Raw genomic sequence first — 26193 nt, forward strand, 5'->3', positions numbered from 1 at the left:
TCGCGGCGCCTCAGACGGCGCCGTCGCCTTTCATTTTTGCTTCCAGTTTACGAAGCTGACTCTCCAGGGAAAAGCTCACACTTGAGGCCATTGAGAAGAAGTTTAGCAATGCCTTCAGGTTACTGTCCCCCTCGCATACCGAATGGATGCGCTGCCATAATGCCTGGTTGACCAACTGTAGACGTTGATTTCTCTCCACCAGTCCGCTTAGCTCCCAGTCAGGCTCCTGATGGTTGCGTTTCGCCAGGTACTGCTGCAGAAGGTAGTGAGACACACTCCGCATGATGAACTCATCATTACTTGCGAACGGTAAGTGATGCACGGCCATCGACTTTAGTTCGGACAACACCGGACACCCGCTTGTCGCCATTTTCAGTCCCAGCAATGACCTCAGGGCTTCCTCGAGCGTGGTATCCTTGGAGTAATTCCTGCGGTCGTCTGCAACCTCAACATTCACCTTCTGATAGGCATCCTCCGCCTGAAACGCGTTCACAACCGGAAGCATTTCAACGGCGGCGGGGCATCGCGGCGATTCTGACGCTTTCAGAGGGCAGTTGGAGCATTGGCAGTGCTCCAACTTTGTCCAGCTTGGCAGGTTGCCCGTCCATTCAGCCGGCCGGTCCGTTACTTTAAAAGTCTCGGAACGTTTGTCTTCAAATCTGAAGCGATACGTTACATTCATTGATTCGCCTGTTCTTCCAGCTCCATCCAGCGCTCGATGACTTTCTCCAGACGAGCTTCCTTATCCCCCAACTCCGCCAAGGTCGAAGATACGCTCTCAGCCGGCCCAGAGTAGAATTCCGGATCAGAAATCTGCTCCTGAAGCTTTTCCAGCTCCGCCTCCAGCTCTTCAATCTGGCCCGGAAGTTTTTCCAGTTCAAGCTTCAGTTTGTAGCTAAGTTTTACGGCTTTTGTTTTTTTGGTGTCCGCCACGGCGGGCGCTTCCGGCCTTTTTTCAGGAACGGGGTTCTGGTTCTTGGGCGGCTTGGTGGCCTTCCGGCTTACCCCCTCGGAAGGAAACCGACCACCCTGCCTCCGCCAATCGGTATACCCACCAACAAACTCCGCGACTTTACCGGAGCCGTCGAGGAACACCGTATCAGTGGCGACGTTATCGAGGAACTCGCGGTCGTGGCTGATAACGATCACAGTACCGGCAAACTCCACCAGCCGGGATTCCAGTAACTCCAGGGTTTCCACATCCAGATCATTGGTTGGCTCATCCAGCACCAGAATATTGGCCGGCTTGCTGAAGAGCTTGGCCAGAAGCAGGCGCGCACGCTCACCACCAGAAAAGACACGCACAGGAGAGCGCGCCCGTTCGGGACTGAACAGGAATTCCTGCAGATAACCCAGTACATGCTTGCTCTGGCCGTTGATTTCGATGAATTCCCGGCCCTCGGACAGGTTGTCCAGCGCATTGCGTTCAAGGTCGAGCTCACCGCGAAGCTGGTCAAAGTATGCAATCTGCAAATTAGTGCCGAGGCGGATCCTGCCATCCGTGGCCTTCAGATCGCCCAACATCAGCCGGACCAGGGTGGTCTTCCCGGTACCATTCTCGCCAACAAGACCAATCTTGTCGCCCCTAAGGACAGTCATGTTCATGTCGCGAATAACCGCAGTACCATCAGGATAGGCAAATCCGGCATCACTGGCTTCCACGACCAGCTTCCCGGAACGGGCGGCGTCTTCGACCGAAAAGCTCGCGGTTCCGCCTCGTTCGCGGCGTTGCTGCCGCTCCTCACGCATGGCCTTGAGCGCCCTCACCCGGCCCATATTGCGGGTTCTTCGGGCCTTGATCCCCTGGCGTATCCACGCTTCTTCCTGCTTTAACCGCTTATCGAACAACGCATTCTGGCGATCTTCCTCCTCCAGAGCCTTTTCTTTGAGGTCCAGATAACGATCATACGTGGCTGCGAAACTCACCAGATGCCCGCGGTCCAGTTCCACGATCCGCGTGGCCATACGGCGAATAAATGCACGGTCGTGACTGACAAAAAGAATCGCGCCACGGAACTGACCAAGAGCCTCTTCAAGCCAGGCAATAGCAGGTACATCCAGGTGATTGGTAGGCTCATCAAGCAACAGGATATCCGGCTCGGTCACCAGAGCACGCGCCAACAGAACACGTCGCTGCCAGCCGCCGGATAGCGTGTTCAGGCAACGCTCCGGATCAATGCCGTATTGCTCAAGGATGGCGCCGACTTTCTGGTCCAGGCGCCAGCCGTCCAGAGCCTCAAGGCGCTCCTGCACTTTCATCAACCGGTCCAGACTGGCCTCATCCGCTGTCTGGGAGAGCCGATGAAACTCCGCAAGCAATTCCCCGGTTTCCGGGAAAGCACCGGAAACAGCCTCGTAGGCGGTCCGAGTATCATTGACTGGTAGATTCTGGGGCAACACCGACAGGATTGCACCGTCGTCCAGCCGGACAACGCCACCGTCCGCCGTTACCTCACCGCTGACGATCTTCAGTAATGTGGATTTCCCTTCGCCATTCCTGCCAAGAAGACACACACGTTCGCCCGCCTCAATGGTCATAGAGGCTTGATCGAGCAATGGCTGCATACCAAAAGCAAGGGATACGGCATCCAGCGTTAACAATGGCACGTTACTGATTCTCCGTTGTGGCAGTTGTTTCAAGGGTAATCGGGTCGCCGACGTGGATGGCCCCGTCCGATTCATGAATGGCGTTCATTCCGAAAATGACGCCGTCAGAGGTCCGCCTATAGGTTCCGAGCATTCTTAAAGGCTGCAAATCTCCAGACTTGACGCCTCGGTCCGGGTCCACGGTGGTCATAACGCAGCGGGAACAAGGCTTTACCAGTGAGAACGCCGTGTCTCCGATACGTGCAGATGTCCAGCCGTCCTCATCCCAGGCCCCCGCGCCCTCAACAACAATGTTCGGCCGGAACCGTCGCATATCGATGGCTGAATCGAGGCGTGAATTCAGCTCTTCAAGAGACGCAAGATTGGTGATCAGGAATGGAAAACCATCGGCAAAGCTGACACGACGATACTCGGTAACCCGGCTAGCATCAACGCGGCGGAAGGTTTCGTCGGGCATAAAAACAAAGCGAAATACCTCGCCACAATAGCGGGACAGCGCAGCAGATGCGCGGTCCTCTCCGTAGACCGCTTTCGCCCAGTCCCGCCAGACTCTGACACGGCACTCCCCGGTATCCGGCAGCAACGGAAACTCACCCTCCCCCGGTATATCAACAAAGACCTGTCCTGATTCCAGCCGGGTTTTTATCATCGCGAGTTCTGGATTGCTTCGCTGGGTGACGAACTCGCGCTCGGAATCAACGATCATCCAGCGGCGGTCATCGGCCGGGCCGAACTCGTCCAGGTGGAATGAAGAAACCTGGATTCCGGCCAGGGATTTGACCGGATAGACATACAACGAATGTACCTGCATGGGCGCTCCCGAAACACTGACGACAAGGCATTCAATATGGCCTGGCAGTATAACCGAGAACAAGGTGTGAAGACTGTGGCTTGCTGACTAAAAATGAAAAACCCGGCCTTTTCTCTCGAAAAGACCGGGTTTTAAGAATCTGGAGCGGGAAACGAGATTCGAACTCGCGACCCCAACCTTGGCAAGGTTGTGCTCTACCAACTGAGCTATTCCCGCTTGATCAACGGACGCGTATTCTACGGATTCATCCTGGTTCGTCAACTACTTTTTCGGTGCCTTTTTCATCCGGATATTCAGGCCGGTAGAATCTCCTGCTCGCCTAACGCCAACCCGATCACCCGCGAAACGGTCTCGGACAATGCACGGTAATCCACCCGCTGATCGTTAAGCAAAGAGTCATACCCCATACCCAGGGTGACATTCACAAGCAGTGCTGCGTCTCTCTCCGGTGATGGCGAATCCAGCCGCTCCAATATCTGTCTCAGGCCTGCAGTCCAGGCTTCACGATAACTTCTCGCCAGGCCCGCCAGACGACCATCCCTTAATGCCTCCATCAGGAACACCTGCTCAGCCAGCACCTGCTGCCTGCGCTTTGTAAACTGCTCATAGAGGTAGGCCGTCGATATCACCGATAACCGCGTCGCCAGCTCTCTCCGTTGAGGACCACTGCGGCGTAGGGTTTCTGCAGGGATGGTATCCAGTACCAGGTTGATGGTGTCATAAAACCCATCGAGATTACTCCGGGCTTTTTCGGCAAAAAGCATGAAGGAGTCACTAATCAACTCATGAATATCGCGGAAGTAATAGGTGGTGGCTGCCAGAGGTACTTTGGCTTCCCGCGCTACAGCCCGGTGCTTGATACCTCGCAAACCGTCCCGGGCCGCTATACGAAGAGTTGCTTCCAGGATTTCAAGGCGCCTTAGCTCGCTCTTGGCCCGCAAGGTCTTGCGTCCGCTGTAGCGAATCGACTGCCGAAGTAATCGGTTCTCCGGCAGCTCACTGTGCCCCTGGAGTCCGGGGTTCTGTAACTGCCCCATGGCTGGTTTTCCTTGTTTCGATCGCCGACCACCTGCAATTGCCCTGAGACCAGCGCAGGGAGGCCTGATTCTTGTTAGTTTTTGTAAATTCTGCCGCATAAGGCGCCATGAAACCTTGATGGGCTTGGCAGTTCCGGTCTGTTGAAAGGATTTGGAGACATTTATTGGCCGAAGCGCTTACCGTTAGTCAAGTAGGCTTGCTCTTCCGGGCTCGAGGAGCGTTTCAATGCCTGGTTGCGGTGTGGAAAGCGGCCGAACTGGTGGATGATATCCCGGTGGTCACGCGCGGATTGCAGGAAACTCTCCATGAAATCTCCGGTAATGCCATCCGTGGCGGCGGCCAACTGCGAATAACACTCCACAGACAGCTCCTGATCCTCGCGCTTCTCTGAGTGTTGTAGCGGCATATAGAGGAAGCCCCGCTTAACTGGGGGCAACTCCATGTCCTGGCCATCCCGCATGGCTGCTTTACAGAGCTTTACTGACAACCGGTCATTGGAAAATGCCAGCGCTCCGCTCCGATGAATATTTCGCGTGAACTGATCCAGCAGGATGATCTCTGCAAGCGCCCCACCGGCCGTCTTGCGCCAGTGCCGCAACCCGTCCTCCGAAGCGAAAAGTACCATCGAGAGGAAACGTCGTCGGATTTCCTGGTCAAAGGCGCGCGTGGAACGGAACCAACGATTCCTGTGAAAGCTGTCCGGCAGGCCCTGCTCATCAAGTTCGCCGAACCAGAAATCCAGAATCTCTTTCCAATCGAACATATACCCATCCTATAGTCATTAAGCAGCACGGTGGCAGGCCCGCGACTGCTACACTTTACATCACTATCCCTGCTTTTATTCATATCAGGAGACACTATGAACGGAGAAGCCCCCCGAATAATCCTACTTGCCCATGGAAGCAGCGATCAGCGCTGGTGTCGGACATTCGAAGCGTTGGCAACCCCCACACTGGAGTCCGTGCCAGAATCCCGCATTGCCTACATGGAATTGGCAGAGCCCTCCCTCGACTCCGTCATCAACGAGGGAGCGAGTAAAGGCATCCGGCTGTATACCGTCGTGCCGCTTTTCCTGGCGGCGGGCCGTCATCTCAGAAAAGACGTTCCCGCGATGATTGAAGATCTACAGGCCCAGTACGACGTCAGCATTACGCTTGCACCACCAATCGGGGAGAATCCCGAACTTGGGAAGGCCATTCGTGACGTAGTGATCCATGAACTCGACAGCCAAAAGCAGTCAGCATAACCACCGCCGACGAATATCAATAACTGACCCGGGAGCGAGCAGCAATGGACAATCGGATTTTGATCACAGGTGGCACCGGTTTCATTGGTCAACCATTGTGCCAACAACTGATCAGCAAGGGCTTCGCACCTACCGTTTTCAGCAGGCAGTCCACGGCAAACGTTCAGGCTCTATGTGGTCGTGTGGAGGTGGTGGGAGATCTCGAGCTGCTGCGAAGTCATCCAGGGTTCGATACCGTCATAAACCTGGCTGGCGAAGGCATAGCGGATAAACGTTGGTCCGATAGCCGTAAACAGGAACTTCGGGACAGCCGTATCCGCCTGACTAACCTCTTGGCAAACGTCATAAGGAGCTGGGAGTCACTTCCGCGCGTGTTGGTGTCGGGTTCTGCAGTGGGATTCTACGGCGACCAAGGCCGTGAACGCGTAACCGAACAAACTTCGCCCCATGACGAATTCACTCATCGCATGTGCCGTGACTGGGAACAGGAAGCTCTGAGCCTGGAGGCCGATGGCGTACGCGTGTGTCTGTCACGGACGGGTATTGTTGCTGGCTCAGGCGGCGGTTTCCTTCAGCGTATGCTTCTACCCTTCCGCCTGGGGCTCGGTGGACGGCTTGGCGATGGCGAACAGTTCATGCCTTGGGTTCATCGGGACGACGTGGTTGCAGCGCTTATCTGGATGATCGAATCCGAGAAGGCCAAAGGCCCCTATAACGTCGTCAGCCCCAACCCGGTCACCAATCGGCAGTTTACAAAGTGCCTGGCCGGCGTTTTGGGGCGGCCAGCCATTTTCCCGGCACCGAGCCCGGCCCTTAAATTGGCGCTGGGGGAAATGTCCCGATTGTTACTTACCGGGCAAATGGCCATACCTGAAAAACTCCAAGCCGAAGGGTTTCGTTTCCAGTATCCGGATTTGAGCCCAGCCCTGGCGGATTCGGTAAGATACTGAGGCTTTGTTTTTTTTCAAAAACTGTTTGACAGCCCGCATCGCCTTACTTAATATACGCGCCACCTCGACGAGGCAAGCTTTTGAAGCGATGCGTCCCCTTCGTCTAGTGGCCTAGGACTCCGCCCTTTCACGGCGGCAACAGGGGTTCGAACCCCCTAGGGGACGCCATTTTTACAGCTTCTGTTTAGTACTTCTGCCCTGCACGCGCAGGTGTCACACTCTCTCCGAACGCTACCCACCCCCAAGACATTAACAAACCCTGAACAGTGACACATTTCTCCCGGTTTTTCCTGCATTTGCGAGGCATTTGCAAGAAACTGCTGCTATAGTCCTGAGAACACCGTCTGACCATTCTCTCTGAAACCTCCCAGGGTGGCCGAAGTATAGGACATGCAAAAACTGCTGACTCGCCTGCAACGATTTCGAACCGGGTCCCCCCTGTCCTTCAGGCTGCTCGCATACATCCTGTTGTTCAGCTCGGTATTCACGCTCATCTCATCGGCTATCCAGATATACTCGGATTACCGTAAGGATCTGTCGCAGATCGACAGGCGCATGATGGTGGTCGAAACCGGCTATACCTCCAGCCTGGCCCGCAGCCTTTGGGCGCTGGACCAGAAACTCCTCCAGACTCAGCTCGAAGGCATACTCAGCCTGCCCGACATAGTCCATCTACGCCTCAAGATCGAACCGGATTCCGAACTGGTGATGGGCGAAATCCCTCGCGATGCCCAGACAACCAGCCATACGTTCAAGCTCACCCACCAGGGCGATGAAATGTTCAGTCTTGGTCAGTTGACCATTACCGCTGATCTGAGACGCGTGTTCTCGGACATGCGCCAGAAAGTCGTGCTGGTGCTGGCCACCCAGTTTCTGAAGACGTTTTTCGTTTCGATCCTGATCATCTGGATTTTCCAACACTTCATTGCGCGGCACCTGACCACCATGGCCAACTACGCCCGCAACTTCTCCCTCAACAACCTGGCAAACCCACTTGAACTGGATCGGCCGGACACCCAGTTGAATCGAAATGACGAACTAGCCCAGGTCACCGTCGCCATTAACCAGATGCGGGAACGTCTCAACGACGACCTGGAGCGACAGGAGCGCGATGCTCAGGAAATCCGCAAATTCTCCAAGGCTATTGAGCAAAGCCCTTCATCGGTGCTGATTTGTGATCGCCAGTGGCGTATCGAATACGCTAATCAGAAGTTCAGCCAGCTCACCGGCTACGCCGCCGCCGCCATCGCCGGAAAACACCCGGGCGTGTTGTCAGAGGATGCACAGGCCCATCGAGAAAACCGCCAACTGTGGCAATCCATCCGGCTTCAGGTTCAACGGGTGGGTGTCTGGCAGGGTGAAATTAACAGTGTTCGCAAGAACGGTGAGCGCTTCTGGGAACAACTGATCGTAACCCCCATCAAAAATTCGAAGGGCGATGCCACGGGTTATTTGATCCTTGGCGAAGATATCAGTATCCGAAAGCGCTACGAGCAACAACTTCTCAGACAGGCCAACTACGATATCCTGACCGGGCTTCCCAACAGGATGCTCGCCCTCGACCGCCTGAAACTGGCCCTGGCACAAGCAAGACGGGAAAGCTCCCTGGTTGGCGTGATGTTTCTCGACCTGGACAACTTCAAGCACATTAACGATACCCTCGGGCACGACGCCGGCGATAACCTGCTGATAGAAGCCGCAAGACGGATTTCCAGCTGTCTGCGGGGTACAAGCACCGTCGCCAGGCTTGGCGGTGATGAGTTCCTGGTGATATTGCCCGGCCTGACGGGGCCCGAGGCGACGTCCCAGGTTGCAGAGCGTATCCTCAAGACCTTTGCCCCTCCTTACCTGCTTAATGGCCAGGAAGTGTTTGTTACCACCAGCATCGGCATCTCCATTTTCCCGAACGATTCCGACAACAGCGGCACCCTGCTTCAACACGCTGATGCCGCCATGTACCAGGCCAAACACAAGGGCAAAAGTGCCTACGCCAACTTTGCCCCGGAAATGACGGAAGTCTCCCATGAACGGCTGCAGATGGAATCGCTGATGCGCCGGGCCCTGGAGCAAAAAGAGTTTGAACTCTACTACCAGCCCATTGTTCGCACCGAATCCGGCCAACTGTGCTCTGCCGAAGCCCTGCTGCGCTGGAACAACCCGGGTATGGGCATGGTCATGCCCGACCGGTTTATCCCCCTGGCGGAAGAAACCGGTCTGATAACGCCTATTGGCGAATGGGTGTTACAGGAAGCCTGCCTGGCGGCCATACGCTGGAAAGAATCCACTGGCACTGACATCGGCATTTCAGTCAACGTATCACCCAGGCAGTTCAGGGATCCGGGCTTTGTCGATACAGTCATGAATGCACTCAAAGCCAGCGGCTTGCCCCCCCAGCAACTCGAACTGGAGATCACTGAGCGACTGATCCTTGACAACACCATAGAAACCGCCGATATCCTGCGGCAACTTGATCAATCCGGCATTCGCCTGTCAGTCGACGATTTCGGTACCGGGTACTCGGCGCTCAGCTACCTCAAGAGCTACCCTTTCGATACCCTGAAGATCGACAAATCCTTTGTTCAGGATGTGATGAAAGTACGGGAGGACGCCTCACTGGTGAAGGCCATCATCAACATGGCCCACAGTCTTGGCTTGCGTGTGATTGCAGAAGGCGTGGAGGAAGAAGCCCAGACACACTTCCTGCAACACGAAGGCTGCGACTATTCACAAGGCTATTTCTACAGCAGGCCCCTGCCTGAAAACGAGTTTCAGGAGTGGCTAAAGACCAATCATCGCGCCCTTTGATCCGACACCGACGGTCGCTGGCCTGACGGATCGGCTCAGCGCTTCTTGCTCTTCATTCGCGCTTTCTTCCGCACGGGTCGCCCTTTCTTCAGGTCATTGTCCTGCTTAACCTTCTGACGCGGCGTCAACCGGCTAACCTTGTTAGCGAACGGGTTCTCACTGGAACGGAACTCGAAGCGAATGGGGGAACCATTAACCTTCAGCACCTTACGGAAGGTATTTTCCAGATAACGCTTGTACGCCCCTGGCAGTGCGTCAGTCTGGTTTCCATGCACGACAATCACTGGCGGGTTGGACCCGCCCTGGTGGGCGTATCGCAGTTTTATTCGGCGTCCCTGCACAAGTGGCGGCTGGTGTTGCTCCGTAGCATCCTGAAGGATGGCCGTCAGGCGATTGGTCGGCCACTTTGCCATCGCTGACTCATAGCAGTCATGAACCGAATCGTACATTACGCCCACGCCCGAACCGTGGAGTGCGGATATATAGTGCTTGTCCGCATAATCCAGGAAATCCAGGCGGCGCTGGACCTGCTCTTTTACCTTGGCGCGGTCCTCCGGGTCCATGCCGTCCCACTTATTGATGGCAATCACCAGAGAGCGGCCAGCATCCAGAACGAAGCCAATCAGATGCAGGTCCTGGTCCACCAACCCTTCACGGGCATCGATAACCAGGATGACCACATGGGCATCGTCAATGGCCTGAAGGGTCTTGATGATGGAAAACTTCTCCACCACTTCACTGACGTTCTTGCGCCGGCGCACACCGGCTGTATCGATCAGTGTGTACTGGTTATCCATGCGTTCAAACGGGATGTAAACACTGTCCCGGGTGGTGCCGGGCATGTCATAGACGATCACCCGATCTTCCCCGAGCATACGGTTGACCAATGTTGACTTACCCACGTTCGGCCGCCCGACAATACCAATGCGTATGCCCGGATAGCGATCGGCACGATCCTGTGCTTCACGCTCTTCCTCGGACGGCAGCAATTCTTCCAGCATGGAGCGAATGCCCCGGTTGTGAGAGGCTGCAATCAGATAGGTGGACTCGAAACCCAGTCCGTAGAAATCGGAAGCGGCAATGTCGGGGTCCTGGCCATCAGTCTTGTTGACCACCAGATGTGCCCGCTTGCCGGTCTTGCGCAGATGGGCAGCGATCAGTTCATCGCCGCCATTGAGGCCGGCCTTGCCGTCTACCAGAAACAGAACAATGTCTGCTTCCTCGACAGCCTGCATGGACTGGCGAGCCATCTCTGCGTCCAGACCTTCCTCATCCCCAGTCAGGCCGCCGGTATCAATCACGATAAAGCGCTGCCCTTCGTAATTGCCCTCACCGTATTTACGATCGCGGGTTAAACCGGGGAAATCCGCTACAAGCGCATCCCGGGACCGCGTCATTTGGTTAAACAGTGTCGATTTGCCCACGTTGGGGCGCCCGACAAGAGCAATTACAGGGGTCATAATCTTTCGCTACACGTTAAACAGGGCCCGCGCTTCACAGCGATAGGGCCGGAAAGGAGCACTCAGTCGAGCGTCCGGAGTTTCAATACAGACAGTTTACCGCTATTGCCATACACAAGAAGGTTACCGTTCTGCAGGCGCTGGAAAGGTACCCGCAGGCCCTCGTCGTCAAATTCAAGCTGACCCACCAGGCTGCCGTCTTCCAACGACAACATATGAATGTATCCCTCGAAATCACCAATCAACAGGTAATCCTCATAGACAACCGGTTGCGTTGGCTGCCGCCAGGACAACCGGTCCTGAACCCACAGCTCGCGACGATCGGAACCGCGGTAGGCCGTGATATCGCCGTTGGCACCAGCGACAAAAATATTACCGTTGCCGATCATTGGTGACTGCAGGCTGGAGGCAGAACGACTCCAGATTTCCTGTCCGGTTTGAAGGTCAACCAGCGCAAGCTTGCCCTGATAGCCCACAATCATCGCTGCGCTTTCCAGAATCAGTGGCTCACCGGCTACATCAACAAGCCGCTCCAGTTCGGTACGGCCCTGCGGCTGACCGACTTCATACTGCCAAACAGGCTGACCAGTCTCCGTGGAGATCGCCATTAACTTACCGTTGGCCAGTGAGGCCAGCACCAGGTCTGCCCCGACAAGAGGCGATGCTGCTGCACGTATGGACAGGACTGGGACATCACTATCGTATTGCCATGCCTGCTCCCCGGTAGCAGTGTCAAATGCCAGTACCTTGCCATCAATGGTCTGGGCCACCACCAGGCGTCCGTTGGATTGGGGGGATGCCAACGCCTCGTTGGGCAAAGGCTGCTGCCAAAGCGAGGATCCATCCTCGCGCGACAGGGCCATCAGTTCAGCATCACGGGTAACCAGGTACAGGTTTCCTTGATCGCCACCAACGCCAGCACTGATTTCTTCGTCAAGATCCCGGAACCAGAATACCTCGCCGTTTTCGGACGCGATGGCATAAACCTCACCAGCGGCCGATGCAGCATACAGCCGGTCGCCGGTGTTCAGAGGGGCAAGATACAAGAACTTGTCATCATGCCCGTCCCCAACATCCATACTCCAGACAGGCTCAAGCCCAACGCTGGACGAAATCTCTGGAACCGGTGCAGGCTGCTCAAAGGTATCACTGGTGCTACATCCTGCCAGGACGGCCAGTGTCAGCATACCTGCAAGCGAAAGGAGCCTTGTATGCCCGTTAACCAACCAAGGCATCAGGCTCCCTCCTCAACACCAAGGTCGGATAATTTGAGCTCAAGAATACCACTACGCCCCTGCTGGTTCAGCTCACGGGCCGCCAGATACGCCTCACGAGCACCCTCACGGTTACCCTGGGCCAGCAGGATGTCACCTTTAAGTTCGGTAAAAATAGCGCCGAAACTGCCGTTATTGTCCGTACTCTCAATGGTCGCCAAAGCATCCTCGTACTGTTCCGCGGCGAATTGAGCGCGAGCCAGGCGGTTACGAATAACCAGCGCCAACGCTCCGCTTTCGCCGGCTTTTTCCTGTGCCCAGCTCAAGGATTCGATCGCCCCTTCCGGATCGCCCTGGTCCATAACCTGCTGGCGAGCAAGCATTAGCATGCCGTAGATGGCAAAGGCACTGTCGCTGTATTCTTCTCGCAGGTTTTCGGCCACATAGGCAACGGTATCAGCTCGATTTTCGTCGGTCTCATCGCTATAGGCATTGATCAGCTCTGCAAACTGGGAGGCAGCTTCCGTACGCTGCTGCATTTGATGGTTCTGCCAGGCCTGCCATCCGAAAACAATAGCCAGCGCCGCACCGACGCCGATCAGGAGCGAGCTGCCATTCTTCTTCCACCAGTCCTTGATTGCCTGGACCGTTTCTTCCTCAGTACGCATTTCAGCCATGATGACTCCTGCAATAGATGATTATTATGCTGTAACTCGTCGGCGCGCCATCAGCGGCCAAGCAATCCTTCAAGTGTCGCGGCCAGCTCGACCTGGGCAACCTCTTGTTGCGCCTCGTCTGACCGTAACGGCTTAAGGCTGGCCGTCCCGTTGGCAACCTCATTCTCACCCAGAATGATCGCGTAACGGGCGCCACTGCGATCAGCCTTTTTCATCTGACTCTTAAAACTGCCGCCACCACAGTGCCCCATAACCGTCACGCCCGGCAAGGCGTCGCGAAGGGCTTCACCCAGCGCCAATGCAGGTGCCACGGTGGGTTCACCCATAGCCGCAACATACACATCGACATTGCCATTGGCACTGTCTGGCACAAGGTTAAGCGTTTCCAGCAACAGAATCAGTCGTTCGAGCCCCATGGCGAAACCGACCGCAACCGTTGGCTTGCCTCCCAACTGCTCCACCAGCCCATCGTAGCGACCACCGGCACATATTGTCCCCTGGGCACCCAGGCTGTCTGTAATCCACTCGAATACGGTTTTGCCATAATAGTCGAGCCCGCGAACCAGCTTTGGATTCACTGTGTACTCGATGCCAGCCGCGTCCAGCAGCGAGCGCAACTGCCGAAAATGATCCCGCGACTCATCGTCGAGGTATTCATCCAGACGAGGCGCGTCCACCAGAAGCTTCTGTGTGTCCGGGTTCTTGCTGTCCAGAATGCGTAGCGGGTTCGAGCCAAGACGCCGTTGGCTGTCTTCGTCCAACTGCTCATGGAAATCCGAGAGGTACGCGACCAGCGCCTCGCGGTATTCACGTCGGGCAGCGGATGTACCTATGGAATTGATTTCCAGGCGGGTGTGTTCAGTCAGCCCGAGCGCGCGCCAGAGCCGGGCCGTCAACACGAGGAGCTCAGCATCAACATCCGGGCCCGACATGCCGAAGCATTCCACGCCGATCTGGTGAAACTGACGGTAACGGCCTTTCTGGGGGCGTTCATGACGAAACATGGGGCCTGTGTACCAAAGCCGGCGGGTCTGGTTATAAAGCAGACCGTGCTCTTCGGCGGCACGCACGCAGCCGGCCGTACCTTCGGGGCGCAGGGTCAGGCTGTCGCCGTTGCGATCCTCAAAGGTGTACATCTCCTTCTCAACGATATCCGTCACTTCGCCAATAGAGCGTTTGAACAGGTCAGTCTGCTCAACCACCGGCATGCGAATTTCCTGATAACCGTACTGGGAAAGTACTTTCCTGACCGTGTCTTCCACAAACTGCCACACCGGCGTCTGCTCTGGCAGGATATCGTTCATCCCGCGGATTGCCTGGATCTTAGCCAAGTTACTACCTTATCTGTTTCAATGATTTGACGATCTGCTCTCAGTCGGCCGAGCGGGTAATGATCGCTTCTTCCTTTTCCTTGCGACGGGCCACTTCTTCACGGATCAGCCGTTCCAGGTCGTCGGTCAGGTTGGCATTGTCGAGTTTCTGATTGGGCTTGCCCGATGCATAGAACAGGTTCTTCGGGCTACCACCAGTCAGGCCCAGATCAGCAACCTTGGCCTCACCCGGCCCGTTTACGATACAGCCGATGATGGCCACATCCAGGGACTCGTTCACATCTTCCAGGCGAGCCTCAAGGTCATTCATGGTCTGGATGACATCGAAATTCTGGCGTGAGCAGCTTGGGCACGCGACGAAATTGATACCCCGGCTGCGCAGGCGCAAGCTTTTGAGAATATCGAAGCCGACCTTGATTTCCTGCACCGGGTCTGCCGCGAGCGATACTCTGATGGTATCTCCAATGCCGTCCATCAGCAGCATGCCCAGGCCAACAGAGGACTTCACTGTCCCGGAGCGAAAGCCACCAGCCTCGGTAATACCCAGATGCAGGGGTTGTTCTATCTGTGCAGCAATCTGACGATATGCCGCTACCGTCATGAAAACTTCTGAGGCCTTCAGGCTCACCTTGAAGTCCTGAAAATCATGACGGTCGAGAATGTCGATATGGCGCATGGCCGACTCAACCAGAGCTTCGGGTGTCGGTTCCCCGTACTTACGTTGCAATGCCTTTTCCAGCGAGCCCGCGTTGACGCCAATACGAATCGGAATATTGCCATCCCGCGCGGCGCTGATCACGGCGCTGACACGGTCATCCCGACCGATATTACCCGGGTTGATACGAAGACAATCAACACCCAGTTCCGCCACCCGCAGAGCAATCCGGTGATCAAAGTGGATGTCAGCCACCAATGGCACCGACACCATGGAGCGAATCTTGCCAAACGCTTCCGCAGCATCCATCGTAGGCACGGAAACCCGCACAATGTCGGCCCCTGCCTCTTGCAGGTCACGGATCTGGCCGACGGTTGCATCCACGTCGCAGGTGTTAGTGTTGGTCATGCTCTGGACCGCAATGGGCGCATCGCCACCCACGGGAACATCGCCCACCATTATCTGGCGTGATTTTCGTCTTTTGATCGGAGATTCCTGATTCATATAGCCTGCTAACCGCAAAGAGGGTTCGAAACGTTCAGATATCCAGCGTGAATTCTGCTCGGTTGTTGACGACCCGGTAATCGGAAAGATCAATCTGTTGCCCATCAAATCTTATGGATTCGATGGCATCGACTGCGCCGACAACAACATCGATGGGCAGCCTGCCTGATACATTAACCCTGTCACCATCCCGTTGCAGGGAACCCACCAGGCGAGTGCCCGCCGAATCGGTTACCTGAACCCAGCACTCATCACTGAATGTCATTTCCAGGCGGCCGCTGCCGACGGTTGCCGTTGGCTGTGCGCTTTCCTGAAATGATGGTTCCGGCTCACTCGTAACCACCGGAACCCGGCTCTCATCGACCACATCGACAGCCGGCTGAGACTCAGGAGCGGAATCGTCCACGGCCGTAGGGGCCGGCGAACCAGACACCTGCTCATTCACCTGAGATTCCTCAGGTATTCCTGTCAACTCGTTATTGTCCTCAACGACCGGTGGTTCATCAACCGGATCGGCAGGGCTATCGGTCGCCTCGTCGGTTTCAGACTCAGGTGACTCGGCATCGACAGTTTCGTTCATCGATGCCAACTGTTCGGACGGTTCAGGCTGCTTGGATGCGTCCGGTTCCGAGGAAACAGTCGGTTCCGCCGTATCGCCTGCAATACCGTCCAATTCGCCCATGAAACGCAATGCGAGAAACGCGATCACCGCGATGGCCAGAAGGAGAAGCAGAAACTTCGCAACGCGGCGCTTTCGCCGTCTGCGACGCTCAATATCAATCAGCGGATTGGCTTCTTCAGCCTGCACTTTCTGTTGCCGCAGCGGTTCCAGTTCCTCATCCAGCGTGGCGATCACCGCATCCGGATCAAGATCAACCTGCCGCGCATAGGTTCTGACATAGCCTTTAAGGAACAGTTCACTGTCAATCTGTTCATAGTTTCCGTCTTCGATCGCCTGTATCACCGCCGGACGGAGATGTTGGGCATCGGCCACAGCGGAAATACTGAGCCCCTTCTGCTCACGCGCACGTTTGAGCAGTTGGCCCGTGGGTTCACTCAGGCCCGACGGTTGTTGTGCGTCATCACTGTCCATTGGATGTCATCACCCTGTATTGTTGGTATTCGACAGAGTTTGGAAAATTGTTCTTCAGCAGAAGTCCGAGACTCGATTCCCGGTTCCTGTCGCCCAGATGCCGGGCAATGCAAATACCCGTATAGAGGCTTTCAGGAGAATGGCGGAGATTCTGGTTCCGTTGCATCAGCGTCATCAGGCGGCCGTAATGACGAGAGGCGGCCTGATGCTCTCCGGATTCGACCAACGTCCGTGACAGCGCGAGCAGTGACTTTGCATCACCACGGGATAACTCAACTGCGCGCCGATACGCCGTCGTAGCGCCCTCAAGGTTGCCAATCCTTTCTTCTGTCAATCCAAGATTGAAGAACACGGATGCCCTGTCGTTGTAGGACGTATCCCTGGACGCCGCGAGGAACTGTTCGCGGGAATCCTCAAACCGGCCCGCGCCATACAGGAACGCCCCGTAATAAACGCGCCCACGGGTATAACCCTGATCACTGTCGAGTGATTCCCTGAACGACTGCTCAGCGAGTTCCGGCTCACCCTCGGCGTTATAAATCAACCCCATAGCCGCCAATGCTCCAGGGTCATCGGGGGCCAATTCAAGCGCCCGTTTAAGATGGTGTCGGGCTCTTTCCAGGTTATTCTGACCAATATAGGCTGTTCCTAACTGGACATAATTCTTGACGGCCTTGTCGCGATCCGCCTCCCGGGCAAAACGACTATCGGTATTGGTCACACACCCTGCGACAAACATCGCCAGCAATGCAACGACAAGCGCGGCCCGCATCCTTTTCACTGGATTAAATGTCACAGTCGGTACTTCCTCTTGAATTGGAAGGTGCATATATCGGCACCGGATTTACGGACTGACCTGCTGCACCTGGATATAACGCTGACTTCGCTTGGTGCGGTCTTCCACCATCCCTACCAGCTGACCACAGGCAGCATCGATATCATCACCGCGAGTGGTTCTCACCGTGGCGATATAGCCGGCTTCATTCAGAACAGCCTGAAAACGGCGGGTCGCGTTCATGCTGGGACGACGAAAATCGCTCTCGGGAAACGGATTGAACGGGATCAGGTTTATCTTGCACGGCAGGCCACGGAGAACAACGGCGAGTTCCCTGGCGTGCTCAGGCTGATCATTGACGCCTTCAATTACCGTGTACTCAATGGTTGCCTTTCGCTTGTCCGGCAGACGTGCCAGGTAACGACGCGTTGCTGCAAGCAACTCCGCAATCGGGTACTTTTTATTCAACGGCACCAATTGGTTACGCAACTCATCATTGGGGGCATGGAGCGAAATGGCCAGTGAAACATCGGTAACTTCACCCAATTTGTCCAGTGCCGGAACCACACCAGAGGTACTGACGGTGACACGTCGCTTGGAAATGCCGTAGGCCAGGTCCTCCATCATCAGGTTCATGGCATCGACAACATTGTCGAAGTTCAGCAACGGTTCGCCCATCCCCATCATCACCACATTCGTAATCGGGCGATCCGGACCGGGCTCAAACGGCATGAACGCCTTACGTGCAACCCAGACCTGCCCGATGATCTCGGCAGCGGTAAGATTGCGGTTAAATCCACGCTTACCCGTCGAACAAAACGTGCAATCAAGGCTGCAACCAATCTGCGACGATACGCACAACGTGCCGCGCTCGCCGTCAGGTATGAGCACGGTTTCAACACTGTTGCCGTTGTCCATGCGCATGACCCATTTACGGGTACCGTCTTTGGAGGACTCGTCGTACACCACCTCCGGCCCGCGAATTTCCGCAACGGCCTTCAGCTTTTCCCGCAGGACCTTGCTCATATTGGTCATTTGATCGAAGTCATCGGCACCGCGCTGGTGAATCCATTGCAGCACCTGTGTTGCGCGGAAACGTTTCTCCCCCAGGGACTCGAAAAAGGCCTCCATCTTGGCCTTGGGCATTCCCAGAAGGTTGGTTTTCTCAGCAACAGCTGTCATTTCATAACCTCAATCAAATAACCAATACGGGCCGGACGCATGCCCGGCCCGATACAGTCTGATCAGCCGCGCGGGCAGATCTCACTGTCATTGAAAAAATACGCAATTTCGCGTTCAGCTGACGCGGCAGAATCTGAACCATGAACAGCGTTGGCATCAATTGAAGACGCAAAGTCTGCACGAATGGTACCCGCTTCTGCTTCCTTGGGGTTGGTTGCTCCCATCAGGTCACGATTCTTCAGGATAGCACCATTGCCTTCCAGAACCTGAACAACAGCAGGACCAGAGGTCATGAACGCTACCAGATCATTGAAAAACGGGCGTTCCTTGTGCTCGGCATAAAACCCTTCTGCCTGCTCCTGGGTCAGGTGCATCATTTTCGCGGCAACAATGGTCAGGTCCGCCTTTTCAAAGCGTGTATAGATTTCGCCGATCACATTTTTTGCGACTGCATCGGGCTTGATAATCGAGAGCGTGCGCTCATTTGCCATGATCTATCTCCATTCAGGTTCAGAAAAATTTCAGGGTTGGGATTATACGCAGTCCGGAGGCAACTGCCTACCGCACTGAACGGAGACGGGTAACAACGTCAACGATTTGCGCCGTTGCGAAATCAACCTCCTCGTCCGTTGAAAAGCGTCCAAAGGAAAACCGGAGCGCCCTGTGCGCCTGCTCATCATCCAGGCCAATCCCCTTGAGCACAAATGAAGGCTCAATGGTGGCCGACGAGCAGGCTGAACCGGACGAAACCGCCAGCTCCCGCAGTCCCAGCATCAGGGATTCCGCATCGACACCTGCAAATGAGAGATTGATGATACCCGGCACCCGATGTTCGGCACTGCCGTTGAGCGTCACACCCTCAAGCCCTTCAAGCCCCGACAGGAAGCGTTCCCGCAAGGATTCCAGCCGTACTTGCTCTTGCTCCAGCTTTTCGCCGGCCAGATCAAAGGCTTTGCCCATGCCGACTATCTGGTGTGTAGGCAAGGTACCAGAGCGCATGCCGCGCTCATGGCCGCCACCATGAATCTGGGACTCAATTCGTACGTCCGGCGAACGCCGCACATAGAGGGCCCCAATACCCTTGGGCCCATAGACCTTGTGCCCGGACAGCGACAACAGGTCCACCGACATGGACGATACATCCACCTCGGTTTTGCCAGCCGCCTGAGCCGCGTCCACATGGAATAACACACCACGCTCGCGAAGCATGCCACCAATGGCCGCGATGTCCGTCTGGCTACCCAGTTCGTTGTTGACCATCATCAGGCTGACGAGAACGGTATTATCCCGAAGCGCATCATCGACTTGCTGAGTGGACACCCGCCCGTCCGCGCCCGGTTTCAGCCAAGTTACCTCAACTCCCTGCCCCTCAAGCCACTTGCAGGTATCAAGAACCGCTTTGTGCTCAATCATGGATGTCACAATGTGCGGATTGTTCTTACCGGCGACCGCACCCTTGATGGCCAGATTGTCAGATTCGGTAGCGCCGGAGGTCCATACGATCTCACGAGGGTCCGAATGAATTAGGCTCGCCACTTGCCGGCGGGCGCCCTCAACGGCAGCTTCGGCCTGCCAGCCAAAGCCATGGGAGCGGGACGCGGGATTACCAAACACGCCATCTAGTGTCAGGTATTTGAGCATTTCTTCAGCAACGGCAGGGTCTACGGGCGCGGTGGCCGCATAATCCAGATAGACGGGCTTTTTCATAGAAGTTTCAGGATAGTCGTTCAGGCCGGCGCCTGATCCGTGAGGCGCTCGGTGTTAATCGTCTGTGAGTCGCCGTCTGAATGGCGCCTGTTCTGCCGGTTGGCAACCACCTGAATCTCCCGCTTTCGCATCAGGTCCCCGAGACTGATATCGCTGAGGAACTGATGAATCTGATCGCTGAGATCAGACCACAGGTGGTGGGTCAGGCACTTTTCGCCATTCTGGCAATCACCCTTGTTACCGCAACGGGTGGTATCCAGGGATTCGCTAACCGCATCGACGACTTCTGCGATAAATACAGCGTCTGCCTCACGGCTCAGGCGATAACCACCGCCGGGCCCCCGAATACTCGTCACCAGCTTGTGACGGCGAAGGCGGGAAAACAACTGCTCGAGATACGAGAGGGAAATCTCCTGCCGGGCAGATATGTCGGCCAGACTAACCGGCCCCTGATCTCCATGAAGAGCGAGATCCAGCATTGCCGTCACCGCATAGCGGCCTTTGGTGGTCAGTCTCATAACGTCAGCCCCGGTCAGGGATTGATTCGGCTTTAACAACGCCGAGTATGGATTGACCAACCAAAACAGTCAAGTATTCACCGTTGCGAAGGCTCATCGTCCCGCACGCAGTCAAAATCCTCTTCCTGCAGCGGTGGCAACTCGCCATTCTGGTATTCACTGTTCACTTTGCGAAGCGCTTTGCACATATTTTCAATGCGATCATCCACCGCGTGCATATGATCCAGCAGGCTGCGCATAGCCCTGGCTACCGGGTCCGGCATTTCCTCGGTCACGCCATAGGCATCGAAGCCCATGCGCTCTTCCATTTCTTTGCGTCGGGCATCGTCCTCCCCTTTGCGCTTCACCACAACACGCCCCGGAATACCGACGACCGTCGCACCCGGCGGAACCTCTTTGGTCACCACGGAGTTCGAGCCAATCTTGGCGCCTTCGCCTACCGTGAACGGCCCAAGGATTTTGGCACCGGCACCCACCACAACACCGTCACCCAGAGTTGGATGGCGCTTACCCTTGTTCCAGCTGGTCCCCCCCAGGGTAACGCCCTGATAAAGGGTAACATCGTCCCCAATCACTGTAGTCTCGCCTATGACGACACCCATACCGTGATCGATAAAGAAGCGCCGCCCGATCGTAGCGCCAGGATGAATTTCGATGCCGGTCAGCCAACGGGCGATCGAGGAGAACGTGCGTGCAACCCACTTCAACCCAAGCCCCCAAAGCCAATGCGAGAACCGGTGACACAGGAGCGCGTGCAAACCCGGGTAATTGGTCAGCACCTCGAAAGTATTGCGAGCGGCGGGATCACGATGAAACACACTGTTCACATCTTCCCTTAGACGTTCAAACATAACCCTATTCCTGTTTACCGGCCGTTGAACCAGCCTTTGACGTATTTTTTGCGGTTTCCGCAGCACCCGCCGACTTCTGTACGGCGGTCAGTATTCCCCGAAGGATATTGATCTCCATCTGATCCAGCCCAGCACGCTGAAACAGCCGCCGCAGCCGCGTCATCAACTGACGGGGATTGTCCCGGCGGTGAAAGTCCACATCCACAAGCACCTGCTCCAGATGACTGAAGAAACCTTCAACATCGCGGACAGGCGCGGGCGGAATATCCCAGCCCTCATCCCCAGGCGCCATCATAGGCCTGAGATATGGGCTGTCGCTGCCACCTTCAAGGCCTTTTAGGTAATGCATATGCAATTCATAACACATTACCTGAACCGCCATGGCCAGATTCAGGGAGCTGTAATCCGGATTTGATGGAATATGAATGTGAAAATGGCATCGCTGCAACTCGTCATTGCTCAGGCCATGGTTCTCACGCCCGAAGACCAACGCCACCTGTCCTGCTTCAGACTGCTGGGAAGCCTTGGCCGCCGCATCGGGTGGAGCGATAACCGGCCACGGGACCTTTCGCCCTCTCGCGCTGGTACCCATGACGCAAACGCAGTCTGCAATGGCTTCGTCCAGGGTCGACACCACCGTGGCCTTATCGAGTATATCGGAAGCGCCCGCTGCGCGGGCATAGGAGGCCTCGTCGGGAAAGGATGCCGGATTCACGAGCCACATATTTCCCAGCCCCATGTTCTTCATTGCCCTGGCGACCGCACCGATGTTACCGGAGTGAGACGTCTCAACCAGAACAATCCGGATCTGGTCGTTGTAAGTGTCAGGGCCCTCCAGGGGCTTAGCTGGCTTGTGCATGGCGGTAGAATCTCTGTAAAAACTGGAAAGGTGCGCATGATATCAGATCCGCCCCCTTCCCCGCCTCTCCGGATATGCTCTGATACAGCGCCATCCGTGACATTGTCCAGTGGAAAAACATACAAGGCGGGTCAGTTTTTGATATGCTATGCGGCCTTCACACACCCGGATAATGAACACTCAGATGCAACCAGCAATCAAAATGGCCCTGCGCGTCGCGCGTCAGGGGTCCGACTATCTGAAAGCACACTTCGAACGCCAGGAACCCAATGGCGACAGCGAAGACCGCCGCAAGCAACTGGAGCGGGTCGAACAGTCCATTTACGACAATTTTTCCGAACAGCTCGACAAAGCCTACAAGGACCACGCCATCGCTCCGTTGAATGAGGCGGACGCCGACGGCAACGACAAGAGCTGGCATGTTTTCCCGGTACTCGGGCGTGAGAACTTTTTGCGCGGCATTCCTGACTTCGCCGTTGCGTTGCTGCAAAAAAAGAATAACCGCACCGAGAACCTGTTGTTGATCAACCCGGTTACCGGTGAAGAATATTCCGCCAGCCGTGGCCATGGTGCCGCGCTAAACAGTCGGCGGGTTCGCACCAGCGACGTCAAGCATGCAGACCGAGCGGCAGTGGTCAGCAACCTTCTCGATCAGACCCGCTCTTCTGACGACCCGCTAATGTGGGGTGAAATGGCATCCCAACTGGCGCGCAACAGCAGCATGTTCCGAACCGCTGGCTGTGCAGCACTCGATATCGCCCGGGTGGCTTCCGGTCACCTGGACGCAGCTGTCATTTTCCGACCGGAGCCGGCTGACCTTGCCATCGGCGTCACTCTGGCATTGGAGTCCGGCGCCCTGACCGGTGATTTCTCCGGCAACCCCTCTACGGAGAAGGCAAAGCAGCTTATCGTCGCAAACCCCAAGCTGTTCCGGGAAGTGCTGAAAACCCTTCACCCGTTCCGGGGCCGACTGCCTCGCTAGGCCCAGGCTAGGCGTTACGGCCAACGGCCGGGCATAAAAAAGCCGCAACACCAACTGGGGTTGCGGCTTTTTTGTGACTAACCGGGTTACATCCGGTTCAACCACTCGGGCGGCTGCTCCTCTTCTTCCTCATCCTGCCCAGCAAGACCCTCCTTCGGCGGAACGATCAGGTCTTCCCTTGCAACACCCAGGGCAACCAGCAGATTTGCTGACACATAGATGGATGAGTAGGTACCCACCACCACACCGATGATAAGTGCAAGCGCAAAGTTGTTAATCGCCTCACCACCCAGGAAATACAGGGCAAACAGCACCACCAACGTCGTTCCTGAAGTGTTGATCGTCCGGCTGATGGTCTGATGAATGGACTCGTTGATGATGTGCTCGGAGCCCCCTTCACGCATCTTGCGGAAGTTCTCACGAATCCGGTCCGCCACTACGATGGTATCGTTGAGGGAATAACCGATAACCGCAAGCAACGCGGCCAGCACGCTGAGGTCGAACGTCCACTGGAACAGTGCGAACACACCCAGAACGATGATGACGTCATGGGCCAGGGGCACAACGGAGGCAATACCAAACTTGAACTGGAACCGCATGCCAACGTAGATCAGCACGACCGCCAGTGCGATGAGCATTCCCAGACCACTGTCTTCCTTCAACTCGTCACCAACCTGGGAGCCGACAAACTCTGAGCTGACCAGTTCAAGCTTGTTACCGCCAGCCGACAGCGCTGCCGTGACTTCGGCTGCCAGCTTGTCGTTCTCGGACTCTGCCATCCGCACCAGCACCGTGGTATCCGAACCGAAGTTCTGGACCACGAACTGCTCGTATCCCGCGCCTTCCAGCGTTTGGCGAACATTGTCCAGAGCGGGCGCCTGCTGGTACTCCAGCTCAACGGAGGTACCACCAGTAAAATCAAGCCCGAGATTCAGGCCGCGCACTGCCAGCAACGCAATGGAAACAACAATCAGCGCAATGGACACAACGGAAGCAATCTTCCGAAAGCCCATAAAATCGATAGGTTTCTTCTCAACTTCAGACATTGGCCAGTTTCCCCCCAATCGACAGCTTTTCAACCTGCCGACCGCCGTATACGAGATTTACGATGCTGCGACTGACCATCAGCCCGGAGAACATCGACGTAAGAATACCGATCGACAGTGTCACCGCGAACCCTTTCACCGGGCCGGACCCCATAGCGAACAGGATCACCGCCACCAACAAGGTGGTGATGTTGGCATCAAAAATCGAAACGAAGGCCCGGGAATAACCGGAATTTATCGCCGACTGCGGCGGTATGCCCGATTTCAACTCTTCCTTTATGCGCTCGAAGATAAGCACATTGGCGTCAACCGCCATACCCACCGTCAGCACGATACCGGCAATACCCGGCAACGTCAGGGTTGCGGAGAGAATGGACATACAGGCAATCAGGAGCATCAGGTTAAGCGTCAGCGCAATGTTGGCGATAACACCAAAGCCACGGTAGTAGACCACCATGTAGCAGAGCACCAACACGAAGCCGAGCAGAACCGACATCATGCCGGCATCAATATTCTTCTGCCCCAGGCTGGGACCAATCGTCCGCTCCTGGACAAAGTACATTGGCGCGGCTAGAGAACCTGCCCGCAGCAGCAACGCCAACTCCGCTGCTTCTGGGATGGAGTCAAGCCCGGTAATCCGGAAACTGCTTCCGAGCGCGGACTGGATCGTGGCCAGACTGATGATACCCTTCTCGACAACGCGATTGTCGACCGTGCGGGTTTCACCATCCACAACCACTTCTTCGGTCTCTGTACGGTATTCGATAAACAGGACCGCCATGCGACGCCCAATGGCGTTGCGGGTTGCGCGGTTCATCAAATCGCCGCCCACCGAGTCCATGGTGATGTTGACCTGTGGCTGACCGTTCTCGTCGAACGCCTGCTGTGCGTTGGAGACGTTGTCGCCGGTGACGATTACGTCACGATCGAGACGGGCTTCGCGATTAGGGGTATCACGGAACGGGAATGTCTCAATGTCGCCTGACGCGGCATCCTGACGGGCCTCAAGGCGGAATTCCAGATTGGCCGTAGCGCCCAGTACACGCTTGGCCGCCGCAGTATCCTGCACACCGGGCAACTCCACAATGATTCGGTCCGCGCCCTGGCGCTGCACCAGAGGCTCAGCCACACCAAGTTCATTGACTCGATTACGGATAGTGGTCAGGTTCTGCTCTAGCGCGTAATCCTGTATGGACTTCACTTCCGCTTCCGACATCGACAGCATCAGAAGGTACTCACCGTCCTCTGTTTTCTCATCCAACAGGAACTGATTGTACTGGTCACGGATCAGGTCAAATGCTTCGCTGCGGGAACTTTCGTCACGGAAACTCAGAACAATGGAACGGTTACCTTCCACATCGCCACCGCGATAGCGCACACGCTCTTCACGTAATTCACGTTTGATCTGACCAGACATGGCTTCAAGACGCTGGTCGACGGCCGTTTCCATGTCGACCTCCAGCAGGAAGTGAACACCACCCCGCAGATCGAGGCCAAGCTTCATCGGGCCCGCACCCAGACTTTCCAGCCATCCCGGCGTTGATGGCGCCATATTCAGCGCCACCAGGTAGTCCCTGCCAAGCGCCTCCTGTACAACTGGACGGGCTCTCAACTGAGATTCGGCATCGTTCAGGCGGATCAGCGCATCGCGCTCCTCCAGCTCGGAGTCCTTGACCTGGATACCCTCGGCTTCGAGCGCATCGACAGCCCTGTCGAGAATTTTCTGATCGATTTCGGTACTGCTCCGGGCACCGGTGATTTGTACAGCAAAATCGTCAGGAAAGACGTTAGGCAAGGCATAGACGAACCCGATCACCAGCGCGATCACGATAACCAGGTTTTTCCAGAGAGGATACTTGTTCAGCATGGGGTCCCTTTAAGC

At 56.0% G+C, this 26193-nt stretch carries 24 protein-coding genes and 2 tRNA genes; 5 read left to right on the forward strand and 21 right to left on the reverse strand.

Annotated elements, in window-relative coordinates:
- Nucleotides 1-10: 10 nt before the first annotated feature.
- From AC0B60_RS13330 to AC0B60_RS13355, 6 genes are all read right to left on the reverse strand, one after another.
- Complete coding sequence (locus AC0B60_RS13330; RefSeq protein WP_465086306.1) at nt 11-682, reverse strand: DUF6901 family protein; 672 nt, start codon at nt 680-682, stop codon at nt 11-13.
- Nucleotides 679-2607, reverse strand: a complete 1929-nt coding sequence (locus AC0B60_RS13335) for an ATP-binding cassette domain-containing protein (RefSeq protein WP_465086307.1) — start codon at nt 2605-2607, stop codon at nt 679-681. Before AC0B60_RS13335 ends, AC0B60_RS13330 begins: the two co-directional genes overlap by 4 nt.
- 1 nt (nt 2608) lies before the next feature.
- Nucleotides 2609-3418, reverse strand: a complete 810-nt coding sequence (locus tag AC0B60_RS13340) for an MOSC domain-containing protein (protein ID WP_465086308.1) — start codon at nt 3416-3418, stop codon at nt 2609-2611.
- A gap of 140 nt (nt 3419-3558) precedes the next feature.
- A tRNA-Gly gene (locus tag AC0B60_RS13345) sits at nt 3559-3634 on the reverse strand.
- 77 nt (nt 3635-3711) lie between these two features.
- On the reverse strand, nt 3712-4455 hold the full coding sequence (locus tag AC0B60_RS13350; protein WP_465086309.1) for a TetR/AcrR family transcriptional regulator: 744 nt from the start codon (nt 4453-4455) through the stop codon (nt 3712-3714).
- Nucleotides 4456-4616: 161 nt separating this feature from the next.
- Nucleotides 4617-5219, reverse strand: a complete 603-nt coding sequence (locus AC0B60_RS13355; protein ID WP_465086310.1) for a DUF924 family protein — start codon at nt 5217-5219, stop codon at nt 4617-4619.
- A gap of 96 nt (nt 5220-5315) precedes the next feature.
- Here AC0B60_RS13355 and AC0B60_RS13360 point away from each other — a divergent pair, with 96 nt between their 5' ends.
- The 4 genes from AC0B60_RS13360 (at nt 5316) to AC0B60_RS13375 (ending at nt 9457) form a co-directional block, all read left to right on the forward strand.
- Nucleotides 5316-5702 carry a sirohydrochlorin chelatase gene (locus tag AC0B60_RS13360; protein ID WP_465086311.1) on the forward strand — a complete coding sequence of 129 codons (387 nt, stop codon included), beginning with the start codon at nt 5316-5318 and terminating at the stop codon, nt 5700-5702.
- Between the two features lie 44 nt (nt 5703-5746).
- Nucleotides 5747-6652 (forward strand): TIGR01777 family oxidoreductase, encoded by a 906-nt coding sequence (locus tag AC0B60_RS13365; RefSeq protein WP_465086312.1) that lies wholly within the window; start codon nt 5747-5749, stop codon nt 6650-6652.
- A 92-nt stretch (nt 6653-6744) separates the two neighbouring features.
- Nucleotides 6745-6820: transfer RNA gene (locus AC0B60_RS13370), tRNA-Glu, on the forward strand.
- Nucleotides 6821-7042: 222 nt separating this feature from the next.
- Nucleotides 7043-9457 carry a bifunctional diguanylate cyclase/phosphodiesterase gene (locus AC0B60_RS13375; protein ID WP_465086313.1) on the forward strand — a complete coding sequence of 805 codons (2415 nt, stop codon included), beginning with the start codon at nt 7043-7045 and terminating at the stop codon, nt 9455-9457.
- 35 nt (nt 9458-9492) lie between these two features.
- Here the strand turns inward: AC0B60_RS13375 and der are convergent, their stop codons facing one another.
- The 13 genes from der to trmJ form a co-directional block, all read right to left on the reverse strand.
- Complete coding sequence (der, locus tag AC0B60_RS13380; RefSeq protein ID WP_465086314.1) at nt 9493-10917, reverse strand: ribosome biogenesis GTPase Der; 1425 nt, start codon at nt 10915-10917, stop codon at nt 9493-9495.
- 62 nt (nt 10918-10979) lie between these two features.
- Entirely contained in the window at nt 10980-12152 is a 1173-nt protein-coding gene (gene bamB, locus AC0B60_RS13385; protein WP_465086315.1) for an outer membrane protein assembly factor BamB, read from the reverse strand.
- Nucleotides 12152-12808, reverse strand: coding sequence for a YfgM family protein (locus AC0B60_RS13390; RefSeq protein ID WP_465086316.1), 657 nt, complete (start codon nt 12806-12808; stop codon nt 12152-12154). The genes bamB and AC0B60_RS13390 overlap by 1 nt, the downstream gene beginning before the upstream one ends.
- A gap of 50 nt (nt 12809-12858) precedes the next feature.
- Complete coding sequence (gene hisS, locus AC0B60_RS13395) at nt 12859-14112, reverse strand: histidine--tRNA ligase (protein WP_465086370.1); 1254 nt, start codon at nt 14110-14112, stop codon at nt 12859-12861.
- Between the two features lie 67 nt (nt 14113-14179).
- A complete protein-coding gene (gene ispG, locus AC0B60_RS13400) occupies nt 14180-15298 on the reverse strand; it encodes a flavodoxin-dependent (E)-4-hydroxy-3-methylbut-2-enyl-diphosphate synthase (protein ID WP_465086317.1) in 1119 nt (372 codons plus the stop codon).
- Between the two features lie 34 nt (nt 15299-15332).
- Nucleotides 15333-16391, reverse strand: coding sequence for a RodZ domain-containing protein (locus tag AC0B60_RS13405; protein ID WP_465086318.1), 1059 nt, complete (start codon nt 16389-16391; stop codon nt 15333-15335).
- Nucleotides 16381-17163: a type IV pilus biogenesis/stability protein PilW gene (gene pilW, locus AC0B60_RS13410; RefSeq protein ID WP_465086371.1), complete on the reverse strand. Its 783-nt coding sequence runs from the start codon at nt 17161-17163 to the stop codon at nt 16381-16383. The genes AC0B60_RS13405 and pilW overlap by 11 nt, the downstream gene beginning before the upstream one ends.
- Nucleotides 17164-17235: 72 nt before the next feature.
- A complete protein-coding gene (rlmN, locus tag AC0B60_RS13415; protein ID WP_465086319.1) occupies nt 17236-18348 on the reverse strand; it encodes a dual-specificity RNA methyltransferase RlmN in 1113 nt (370 codons plus the stop codon).
- A gap of 62 nt (nt 18349-18410) precedes the next feature.
- Nucleotides 18411-18839 carry a nucleoside-diphosphate kinase gene (gene ndk / locus AC0B60_RS13420; protein WP_465086320.1) on the reverse strand — a complete coding sequence of 143 codons (429 nt, stop codon included), beginning with the start codon at nt 18837-18839 and terminating at the stop codon, nt 18411-18413.
- A gap of 67 nt (nt 18840-18906) precedes the next feature.
- Nucleotides 18907-20055 (reverse strand): IscS subfamily cysteine desulfurase, encoded by a 1149-nt coding sequence (locus AC0B60_RS13425; RefSeq protein ID WP_465086321.1) that lies wholly within the window; start codon nt 20053-20055, stop codon nt 18907-18909.
- Between the two features lie 20 nt (nt 20056-20075).
- Nucleotides 20076-20573, reverse strand: coding sequence for a Fe-S cluster assembly transcriptional regulator IscR (gene iscR / locus AC0B60_RS13430; protein WP_465086322.1), 498 nt, complete (start codon nt 20571-20573; stop codon nt 20076-20078).
- Nucleotides 20574-20650: 77 nt separating this feature from the next.
- The gene (gene cysE, locus AC0B60_RS13435) at nt 20651-21424 is read right to left on the reverse strand and encodes a serine O-acetyltransferase (RefSeq protein ID WP_465086323.1); all 774 of its coding nucleotides are present in this window, start codon (nt 21422-21424) and stop codon (nt 20651-20653) included.
- Nucleotides 21425-21428: 4 nt separating this feature from the next.
- Complete coding sequence (gene trmJ, locus AC0B60_RS13440; protein ID WP_465086324.1) at nt 21429-22283, reverse strand: tRNA (cytosine(32)/uridine(32)-2'-O)-methyltransferase TrmJ; 855 nt, start codon at nt 22281-22283, stop codon at nt 21429-21431.
- A gap of 184 nt (nt 22284-22467) precedes the next feature.
- Here trmJ and AC0B60_RS13445 point away from each other — a divergent pair, with 184 nt between their 5' ends.
- A complete protein-coding gene (locus AC0B60_RS13445; RefSeq protein ID WP_465086325.1) occupies nt 22468-23265 on the forward strand; it encodes an inositol monophosphatase family protein in 798 nt (265 codons plus the stop codon).
- Between the two features lie 86 nt (nt 23266-23351).
- On the opposite strand, the gene secF is transcribed toward AC0B60_RS13445, so the two are convergent.
- Both secF and secD read right to left on the reverse strand, forming a co-directional pair.
- On the reverse strand, nt 23352-24311 hold the full coding sequence (secF, locus tag AC0B60_RS13450) for a protein translocase subunit SecF (protein ID WP_465086326.1): 960 nt from the start codon (nt 24309-24311) through the stop codon (nt 23352-23354).
- The gene (secD, locus tag AC0B60_RS13455; RefSeq protein ID WP_465086327.1) at nt 24304-26178 is read right to left on the reverse strand and encodes a protein translocase subunit SecD; all 1875 of its coding nucleotides are present in this window, start codon (nt 26176-26178) and stop codon (nt 24304-24306) included. The genes secF and secD overlap by 8 nt, the downstream gene beginning before the upstream one ends.
- Nucleotides 26179-26193 lie beyond the last annotated feature (15 nt).

The organism is Marinobacter sp. V34 (assembly GCF_055524115.1).